Genomic DNA, 6,313 nt, shown 5'->3' with positions numbered 1-6,313 from the left:
GCGCGAAGGCCGCGTGCACGACTACCAGGCCAAGAGCGGCGTGGAGCAGAGCTTCATCGTGGCACCCGAAGACGCCCCCACCTGGGCCCACGACCGCCAGGCGCTCTGGAACGCAGCTGAAGCACGAGAGACCCGCTCCAACAGCGTCACTGCCCGGGAGTGGGAGCTGGCGCTCCCCGCCGAGCTCGACGGGGAAGGACGGCGCCTGCTTGTGGAGGGCTTCGCCCGCGAGCTCGTCGCCCGCTACGGCGTGGCGGCCGACGTGGCCATCCACGCTCCGCACCGCGAGGGCGACCAGAGGAACTGGCACGCCCATGTGCTCACCACCACACGCAGCCTCACGGCTCAGGGCTTGACCGACAAGACACGCGTGCTCGACGCCAAGCAGACCGGCGGGCCCGAGATCGAGCACATGCGCGCCAGATGGGCCGCTATGCAGAACCACGCTCTCGAGCAGCACGGGCACGAGGCACGGGTGGACCACCGCAGCCTCGCCGTGCAGCGGGAGGCGGCGCTCGTCCGAGGCGACGCGCTCGCGGCCGACAACCTGGACCGAGCACCCGAAGTGAAGCTCGGGCCCGTGGTCAGCGCCATCGAGCGCAAGGAGGCGCTGGCCGCAGAGCGCGAGGACCGGGCGTACGTGCCCCTCACGGAGCGGAGCGCCCAGGTTCACGAGGCCAGAGCGGCGCGCGGCCTCCTGGCCGAGCTGGCCCGGGCCCGAGACGCCTTGCGCGAGGAGGTGCGGCAAAGGGCCGAGCTTGCGCGAGAGACCTATGCGTACGCCCGCGAGGAGGGTGCCGACCGAATCAGGGCCGGGCTCGCGGCGCTCAGGGCCGCCGCCCAGCTGCAGGGGATCAGGACGGAGCGGGAGCGGGGCCCTGCCCACGGCCTCGCCCATGGGTCTGCGCCCGGCGAGGAGCGGGGCCGTGAGGCGGGCCGCGACCCGTGGGCGGAGCGCCAAGCTAGCTGGGACAGCATCAGGGAGCGGCTGGAGCGCCTCCGCACGCGCGAGGCACCCCACCACGCTCAGGACGGGCCGCAGCACGAGCGGGCGGCAGGCCTCTCGGCAGGCCTGTTAGCCCACGGGCTGGACCGGGAGGGCCAGAAGCGCAGCCTCGGCACCGAGGCTATCCGCGAGCGGCTGGAGGCCCTGCGGGACCAGGCGCGGCCGGGGGCCGAGCACGCGGCGGAGCGCGAGGAGCCGGCGCCCGTACGCGGCGTGGACCAGGTGCGCGAGGAACTGGCGCGGCTCAGGGAGCAGGACGCCAGCCGGGCGGCCCAGGGTCACGAGACCATCCGCGAACGGCTCAGGGGCGTGCTGGACCGCGTGAAGCCCGTGGCGCAGGAGCGGGAGGGGCTCGGCCACGGGGTCGAGCGCGAGGGCCAGGTGCACGGGGAGCGGGCGCACGAGGAGGAACGGGACGAGCACGCGCTCAAGCCCAGCGGCCACGGGATCAGCTACGGGCTCTAGAAGAATGGAGACTCCTCAGGCCGCCTTCATCGTGACGCCATCTCGCTTCGGGAGCTACTTTCCTTCGCGAGGTTCGTATCTGGTTTCGTGAAGCGGGCGTGCATGAGGGCTCATGCGGTCCTGCTGTGAGGACCATACCCGCCAGTCGAAGCCATAGCCGCCCCGTTGCTCAGGATAGCTGAGTTGCCATGTCGCAAGGTTGAGCGCCATGACATCCGCCTCGGTCTGGCTAGCCCGGACGAGCAGGTGCGGTCCGTCCGTTTGCATAAGAATTTGACCAAGGAAGGCACTCCCGTCACCGATGGGTCCACTAGTCGTGTGACGAGTCGGCACAATTTCCAAGCACCAGTTCTGACCAAAACTTGGAGTCGCCCGTGGTGGATTGCCGTTCACAATGGACGGAATTCCGTCATCCATCCACAACCCGATCCAAGTTTTTCCCCAGTCTCCTCCTGCCACGAACGCAAGAGACGAGATGGGAGTAGGCAAATAGCAGAGTTCTCCTACTTCTATAGCTGCCGCTGTCTTCATCGTGATTGGGTTTAGCAAATCCATAGGCTCCGAGCCTCGTGCTTCCAAAGTTGAACGTAACGTGGCAGTTCCAATGAACTTCACTACTTACTTGAGTTCCGCGTCACTGAGCGCGGCTTCACTGTGGGGGTTGGGACGATCTTTTTGGCTGCAGCAGACTTATTGCTTCCAGGTTTAGGCATGGCGCGAGACGGCTTGGGGGATTTAGCCAATAGCTCACGGCGAACTGACTTGATCACTTCGCCGATCCCTTGTGCGACGTTGACATAGGCAGCATCTTTGCTTGACCACCGTTCTGGCGGGATGCCGTCTTTGGGAAGCAGCTTAAAGCCGGCGGCGGGGGTCTGCTTCCAGCCACACGGCTTCACCACGACTGCCACCACGCGCATCAGCTTCCGGGCGCGGCGGCCCATGGCGCGCTTATATTCGATATTCCAGCAATAATTGCTATCAAGATAGGCAGGACTGAACAGGGCGACGAAGATATGAGCCTGCCGAAGTTCACGAGCTATCTCGGCATCAAGTTCTGCACCTGGCTCAATGTTCTCATCGTACCAGACCTTAACACCATCGCGTCGCCATGGCGCTAAGTGTGTATTTAGCTTTGCCTGTGCTTCCACGTCCACGTGCGAGTAGGACACAAAGATACGAACCTCAGGCTTGCTGTCGACCGAAGCCGGAGATTTGGACTTGGCGACCGCACTGGGTCGCTTCACTGATCCGGCCGCTTTAGTAGTTGGTGGGGTGCCTCGAGTTTTTGCTGCCATGACGTGCGCCCTTCGTGTCAAGGCATTAGCCTTTCTGCCATGGGTCGAGCATTTCGACTCCTGTGTTCTGGAAATCCACCACGTTGCGTGTGACCACACAGAGCCCGTGCACAAGCGCGGTCGCGGCGATCAGCCCATCCCGCACCGGGCGCGGATCAGGCACATGGAGGGTCGCGCTCCTGAGCGCCACGGCCGTGTCCACGGGCAGCGTGCGAGCGGCAAAGGCCGGCAGGACCTGATCCTCGAGCCAGCGCCGCAGGACTGCGCCTTGGGTAGGGTCGCTCCGCGCCTTGAGGAGGACGCCTATGGCCAGTTCCTGGAGGCTGACGACGGATAGGAAGAGGTCGGCCGTGTCTACCGCCTCCGCCCAAGCTGCAACGTGGGAGTCGGCCCGCCCGGAGCGCACCTTGCGCAACTCGGAGACGACATTGGTGTCGAGGAGGTACACAGACGGCCCGGAGGGGGTATCAGGACAGGTCTGCGCCGCGTGCGCGGTCCTGCAAGCGTGGCGGCTCGAAAGGGATCTCGGCTGCCTCGGGCGCGTGCAGGAGGTCGGCAATGCAGGCGCCCGCTCTCGTCAGGCGCCGATACTCGTCGATGGACAGGAGCACATGCGCGGGCCGGCCGCGGTCGGTGATGAATACGGGTCCCTCCGTCGCGGCGCGCTTGGCGCGTGCGGCGTCTTGGTTGAACTCGCGGCTAGACATGGTGGTCGGCATGAGCGCTCCCGATAGCAAAGAAGGCACGTTGCTACATACTATCATACAGACGGCTTGTCGAGGCTCCCAAGGGTCAAAGCTTCTGCTTTAACGTCCATCATTGTGGTGGCTTATAGAGACTCTCCCAACGTTCTAGGAGTTCTTCGTTCTCCGAAATTAGTCTGTCTCTCTCAGCCTCAAACACACCTCGAGCAGCTAAGCCGCCAACCCAGACTGCATCTCCTTCCATAGCAGCAATCTTCTGGAGCCGATGGGTGATCGCGTCGATGCGAGTACGGATGCGATCCTCCTTGGCTTGATCTTCTTCGTTCATCAACTCCATCCTCTACGGATGTCTGTTCTTCGACACATCGGACAACCAATTGGATAGGTAGGGCGGTCTTGCCGCCTTGCCTCTTCCTTCTCCTCCTGCGTCAACGTCTGGGCTTCAAACCGATGCCTGCAATTGAGACACTGGAAGCGAATCTGCTCAGCCATACTCAATTCCCGCTTGTTTTACGAAGTCGACCCAAAGAGCATCTGCAACCTGTTCGGCGGTTAGCTTTTCCTTGCCGCCCCTCATGTAGTTATCGTGAGTCAGAAACATCCGGTAATCGTCGGAGTCCACTCTGATCCCACCATTAGAGGTGTTGTTCTCAGCATACTTCTGGAAAACGTAGTTGATGTCCCCGAAGTGGTTCCTACCTTTTCCATTCCGAATGGTGATATGAGCTTCGGCCCCCCGTTTCCCGCGGTTGATAACCGTGCAGGTAAACGCGGTTTCGTCCATCCGTTCGTACTTGGCCTTCAGCTCACCCTCACCGGCTTCGGTCAGCTCGCGGCAAGACGCCTCGAAGTATGCCCGGATAGCTTCGAAGGCTTGGTCCGCGAACTCGGCCTTCTGGATCGCGTCGAAGTCCTTCTTGATGAGCGGGCGGCGACCAGGAGCCATAGGAGCAGCCTTCGTCACAGCCATCAACGGCTCCGGCTGAGGAGCCTTCATGCCCTCAATGATCCGGCGCAGCCCTTTGGTCACGTCGAGAAAGGCGTTGTTCTCGTTTGTCCATTCGCTGACGGCCTTCCCATCGTACGGAAGGGCCAGATAGTCCTTGAAAGGAGAAGACTGCCAGTCGCAAGGCTGGACGATGATCGGTACGATCCTGAGCTGCCCTTTGGCGGCAAGCTCCTGCGCCTTCTGAAACTCCGTTTCATAGCAGTATTTGGACGCGAGGTAGTCCGGGCTAAGGAGGGCAAGGAACAGGCCGCTCTTGGATAGGCTCGCGTCGATTTGGTCGCCCACCTTATCCCCGGGAAGAATTTGGTGGTCCGACCACGTACTCAACGCGCCGTCCCGAGTCAGCATGGTAAGATGCTTGTGCATCCTCTCCAGTGCCCTCCCGTCCGCGTGAGAGTAAGAGATAAACGCTTCAACAGCCATAAGGCGCTCCCACCAAGGATCCGAGAGACTTAGGTTTGTTCTCGGATTGTTCAACTCCTGTGATCAGAGCTTCCGACCGTCAGTGCTTTCACTGTACCGGAAGGTCGAGGTGCACCAGACATAACAAGGAGGGTCGCTCGATCACAAAAGCGGCCACTATTCTATTAGATCGCGGAACTTGTCGAAGAGCGTCGCAGTCAGCTTAGTATACCTATTGTGGACAGGGCTCGTATGCTTCGTCTTCCCCGCTACCTTCTGTGATGTTCATGGCCTGCTCGAGTGTCGCTACATAGACGACTCGCTCAAGCTCAAGCTTGTCTAAAAGGGGCTCTGCCCTCGCTTTGGCCGCCACGATCTTGGTATGGGCGGACCTGTCGATGATCACAAGGTCGACAAGGGTCGACATAGCGATCCCCAATGAGTCCACAAAGTCTCCCTTGCTGGAGCCGCCTAGCGCATCCAGAGCGCCTACCTGCGTTCTGAAGGACACCATGTCAGCGAGTCGGATGTCCCAGGCGTCAATGGCTAGGAGCTCCGGGACGATGGGGTTCCAACGATAATCGAAGATCGTGTCGGCGGCTTGGTAGAAGATACGCTCAAGGCCAAAATTGCTCATTCCCCCCGAGCGTCGGAACAGCACTTCGTCGAAGTGCACGCCTTGGATCCGATGAAGCTCCCTGACTAGATCCACCTCCTCATGGAAGGTCCTACGACCAAGCTCCGGCATGGCCACTGTCGCGGCGCCCCATTTAGCCTCCAGGCGGCTCACCGTCTTGGGCTCTAGGCCTGACCTCTTGGAGGTTGAGCTCGCGAGACCTCGGCTGCTCCGCCGTTGCATGTCGAGACTGGCCCGAGGCACGTCGACCCGCAGGCCGGGCTTGAACTCCGGAAGGTCGGTGTCTTTCTTTTGCAGGAAGGACCTCTCATGCTGCTGCTCCTTGAGGTGCAGCGCCAGCGCGTGGGCGTCCTGCCAGGACAGGCCGAAAAACCTGGCCTGCTTTTCCGGACCGAGACTATAGGGCCTATATTCGGGCCGCCCGACGTGACGGGCCACGTCGCTGGCGACTAGGACGGACTGAACCGAAGCGGGCCCCTCGTTGCCGTCGGGTGTTGTTGACAGGGTACGGGTCCAAGCCAGCTCCCGAAGCAGCACCCACCGTCGCTCCGCGGCGCCCGGCGCCTGGTAGGACAAGAGCTCCACGATCGTCTCAAGGCCAAGGATTAGCTCGGCCCGTTTCGAGAAGAGAGCAGATACACGCGCTCGGAGGATCGAGTCACCTTCCGCGATCCTGTCCAGGAGGTCGGCCAGAAGAAAGGTTTCCAAATAGACCTGAGGGCGACGTACCGACCCGTTCAGCATGGCGCCTTCCTCAAGCAGTCCAAGGTCAAACCGGACATGGAACGTCCA

At 62.0% G+C, this 6,313-nt stretch carries 7 protein-coding genes; 1 reads left to right on the top strand and 6 read right to left on the bottom strand.

Annotated features, from left to right (window positions below):
• Window positions 1-1,471, top strand: a 1,471-nt coding sequence (gene mobQ, locus FHG66_RS21730; RefSeq protein ID WP_176556340.1) for a MobQ family relaxase, incomplete at its 5' end; no start/stop codon positions are given.
• A gap of 614 nt (window positions 1,472-2,085) precedes the next feature.
• Here mobQ and FHG66_RS18940 read toward each other — a convergent pair.
• The 6 genes from FHG66_RS18940 to FHG66_RS18910 all read right to left on the bottom strand — a co-directional run bounded on the left by FHG66_RS18940 (window position 2,086) and on the right by FHG66_RS18910 (window position 6,265).
• Complete coding sequence (locus FHG66_RS18940) at window positions 2,086-2,769, bottom strand: toll/interleukin-1 receptor domain-containing protein (RefSeq protein ID WP_139078617.1); 684 nt, start codon at window positions 2,767-2,769, stop codon at window positions 2,086-2,088.
• Window positions 2,770-2,794: 25 nt separating this feature from the next.
• Complete coding sequence (locus FHG66_RS18935) at window positions 2,795-3,217, bottom strand: type II toxin-antitoxin system VapC family toxin (RefSeq protein WP_139078616.1); 423 nt, start codon at window positions 3,215-3,217, stop codon at window positions 2,795-2,797.
• Window positions 3,218-3,236: 19 nt separating this feature from the next.
• A complete protein-coding gene (locus FHG66_RS18930) occupies window positions 3,237-3,488 on the bottom strand; it encodes a type II toxin-antitoxin system Phd/YefM family antitoxin (protein WP_139078615.1) in 252 nt (83 codons plus the stop codon).
• 97 nt (window positions 3,489-3,585) lie between these two features.
• Entirely contained in the window at window positions 3,586-3,801 is a 216-nt protein-coding gene (locus FHG66_RS18925) for a hypothetical protein (RefSeq protein WP_139078614.1), read from the bottom strand.
• Window positions 3,802-3,957: 156 nt separating this feature from the next.
• Entirely contained in the window at window positions 3,958-4,905 is a 948-nt protein-coding gene (locus tag FHG66_RS18915; protein ID WP_139078612.1) for a toll/interleukin-1 receptor domain-containing protein, read from the bottom strand.
• 211 nt (window positions 4,906-5,116) lie between these two features.
• A complete protein-coding gene (locus FHG66_RS18910) occupies window positions 5,117-6,265 on the bottom strand; it encodes a hypothetical protein (protein ID WP_176556339.1) in 1,149 nt (382 codons plus the stop codon).
• Window positions 6,266-6,313: the final 48 nt, after the last annotated feature.

The organism is Rubellimicrobium rubrum (genome assembly GCF_006152115.1).
Lineage (GTDB): Bacteria > Pseudomonadota > Alphaproteobacteria > Rhodobacterales > Rhodobacteraceae > Rubellimicrobium > Rubellimicrobium rubrum.
Note: the sequence above shows the minus strand (reverse complement) of the source record. Positions and strands in the feature narration are given on the sequence as shown.

What these genes read in the sequence shown, in the direction of transcription:
- FHG66_RS18940 (WP_139078617.1), bottom strand. Translation starts at nt 2,769, where the DNA reads ATGGCAGCAAAAACTCGAGGCACCCCACCAACTACTAAAGCGGCCGGA.
- FHG66_RS18930 (WP_139078615.1), bottom strand. Translation starts at nt 3,488, where the DNA reads ATGCCGACCACCATGTCTAGCCGCGAGTTCAACCAAGACGCCGCACGC.
- FHG66_RS18925 (WP_139078614.1), bottom strand. Translation starts at nt 3,801, where the DNA reads ATGAACGAAGAAGATCAAGCCAAGGAGGATCGCATCCGTACTCGCATC.
- FHG66_RS18915 (WP_139078612.1), bottom strand. Translation starts at nt 4,905, where the DNA reads ATGGCTGTTGAAGCGTTTATCTCTTACTCTCACGCGGACGGGAGGGCA.
- FHG66_RS18910 (WP_176556339.1), bottom strand. Translation starts at nt 6,265, where the DNA reads ATGCTGAACGGGTCGGTACGTCGCCCTCAGGTCTATTTGGAAACCTTT.